Source organism: Kitasatospora arboriphila (genome assembly GCF_039528095.1).
Lineage (GTDB): Bacteria > Actinomycetota > Actinomycetes > Streptomycetales > Streptomycetaceae > Kitasatospora > Kitasatospora arboriphila.
The window spans coordinates 8,194-10,694 of the sequence record NZ_BAAALD010000155.1; the positions used below are offsets into that span (position 1 = coordinate 8,194).

Consider the following 2,501-nt stretch of genomic DNA (forward strand, 5'->3'; position numbering starts at 1 on the left):
GGGGGGGGGGCCCGGTTTCGCGTTCCCCCCGCCTGCGAGGGGTCGAAGGGCGGGCGGCCGGCGAGGCGCCCGCGACGGGATCGGCAACCACTCCTGCGCCGTCGGCGGCACCGCCAGGCGCGGTGCGGCTCGATGACTGAGCGTTTTCAGAGTGGCCACCGATCGGGTGACGGCTGGGCATCGTGGACGGGGGAAGAACGGACAGGGCTCCCAGGCAGTTGAGTGAGACATCCGATGGCATTAGGGAGTCAAGCCGCGATGGCCAGTTCGAGCTTGGGAGGGGCAGGGAAGGCGGTGCTCTCGCTGTAGAGAGTGCCAGTGGCCAGGCAGTGGTGGAGGCAGCCGAGGAAGCGGTTGTAGAGGTTGCGCTGGGCGGAGCTGTGGCGGTCGCCGGCCTTGCGCCGGCGGTCGTAGTGGGCCCGGGCGCCGGGTGAGGCGTTCAGGGAGGCGAAGGCCCAGACGTAGCCGACGGCGGCGAGTCGCTGGTTCTTGACCCGTCGGACCATGACCGCGTGGCTCTTGCCGGAGGCGCGGGTGACGGGCGCCGATCCGGCGTAGGCCTTGAGTGCCTTGGCGTCGGCGAAGCGGGTGCGGTCGTCGCCGATCTCGGCGAGGACCCGGGCGCCGCTGAGCGCGCCGAGGCCGGGGAAGCTGGTGATGACCGCCGCGTCGGGGTGCTGCTCGAACAGCTCAACTGAGGCCTCGGCGAGGTCGTCCGCAGCAGCGCAGGAGGCCTCGAACTTGCCGAGCAGGGCCAGGGTCTGGCGGCCCATCGCCTGCTCGACGAGCGGGAGCTGGCGCATCTGCGGAACGCGCAGAGCGGCGTGCAGGCGCTCGGCCTCGGCCTCGATGCCGCGCTGGCGGCCGGCATGCTTGAGCACGGCCCTCAGCTGGGTGCGGGTCAGGCGGGCGGCCTGGCTGGGGGTGGGTGCGGCGGCCAGGAGGGTGCGGGCCAGCGGTGCGTTGAGGCCGCCGGTGGTCGGTTGGACGGCGGCGAGGTAGCCGGGGAAGTATTCGCGCAGGTGGGAGCGGAGCTTGTTGCCGGCCTGGGTGCGGTCCCAGACCGCGTCCTGTTGGGCGCGGGCGAGGACGGCGACGGCCTGGGCGAGCTCGCTGTCGGCCGGCAGCGGGCGGTGGGCGTCGGCGTCGGTGCGCAGGATGTTCGCCAGCACCATCGCGTCGAGGTGGTCGGACTTCTTGCGTGAGACGCTGTGCCGCTCGCGGTAGCGGGCGGCGGCCATCGGGTTGACCGCGTAGATGGGACGGCCGGTTGCGCGCAGGCAGGCGACGAGCAGGCCGCGGGAGGTCTCGATCGCCACCGGTATCCGCTCGTCGGGGCTGTCGCCGTGCTCGGCCAGGAGGTCGAGCAGCTGCTGCAGGCCGGCCGCGTCGTCGCCGATCCGTGCCCGGCCGAGGAGCTTGCCATCGCCGTCGACCACGGCGACGTCGTGGTGGTCGCTGGCCCAGTCGACCCCGCAGAACACCTTCACGGGCATCCTCCCGTTCTTCCGTCCGATGTGCATATCCACTGGTCAAAGACCTGCGCGGAGGCACGCGACTCCCTAATGGAAGGGCTCTGGGCCCGACATCCGATTAGTCGTTCGTGACCCCAGCTGACCGCAGGGGCCTCAGTCTGTGCAGGAGCTCGGAGGCGTCCCGGTGAGGTGAGAGGTGCACCCTGCGGAGGGCTCGGACCACGGACATTCGATCACCCGCTCGACAGCGGCCGTGAGGACGCCGGACACCGGGGCCCACCGATCTCACTCTGGAGGTCAGGGCCTCGGGTATCTGACAGGAGTGACCCCGACACCAGCGCCCCCACGGTTGCGCTCCTCAGCGGCGGTCGGCCGACGCCCGGGGCCAACTCTCTCTGGAGGGCTCAAGGCCCGGGGATGTCATATGACTCCCTGGACGTCAGCTGATCACCGCCGAGGTGAAGCCGGAGGCCGCGGTCTACAGCGAGGTCTCGTCGGACCGGGAGACGTGTAGCGATCCGCCGGCTTCGCCCCCCATTAGGTATCTGACGTCTCAACTCTTCTGCCGGGGAGCCCTGGTGGTTTAACAGGCATCCGGGTGAGGGTATGGGCTGTGGCGGAATGTGCTGGAGCTGGGTTTCTGATACCGCCCCGCCCTGGTTTTTGTCGGGCCGTGATGATCGGCGTTTGGTTTTCAGTGGCTCGGCATGACTGTTCACCGGGGTGGCCGGGGTTCTTTTCCCTGGTCACGGGTGTCCGTGGTCAGGGATGGTGAACGGTGGAGCCGGGTGCGCGGTGAAGTGTCCCGCTGTATCGCGGTGAAGAGCTGGTGCCGATCGTTATCGCCGGCCCGGGGGCGTGGCTTGTGGCCGTGGCCGGTGGAGCGGGAGGACCCAGAGCCTTCTACGGAGTGTCCTGCCTCTCGAAGCCCTGCGAACCGAAGACCCGGGCTACGCAGCGATCGAGAAGGTCTGGGCTTGATCCGCTTTGACGGACACTCCTGATCAGGGGCTTCGGCCCCGGAAG

General features: G+C 69.9%; 1 protein-coding gene. It reads right to left on the reverse strand.

Annotated features, from left to right (window positions below; all coding sequences use genetic code 11):
• Positions 1 to 248: 248 nt before the first annotated feature.
• Positions 249 to 1,496 (reverse strand): IS110 family RNA-guided transposase, encoded by a 1,248-nt coding sequence (locus ABD353_RS37865; RefSeq protein WP_344628273.1) that lies wholly within the window; start codon positions 1,494 to 1,496, stop codon positions 249 to 251.
• Positions 1,497 to 2,501 lie beyond the last annotated feature (1,005 nt).

What these genes read in the sequence shown, in the direction of transcription:
- ABD353_RS37865 (WP_344628273.1), bottom strand. Translation starts at nt 1,496, where the DNA reads ATGCCCGTGAAGGTGTTCTGCGGGGTCGACTGGGCCAGCGACCACCAC.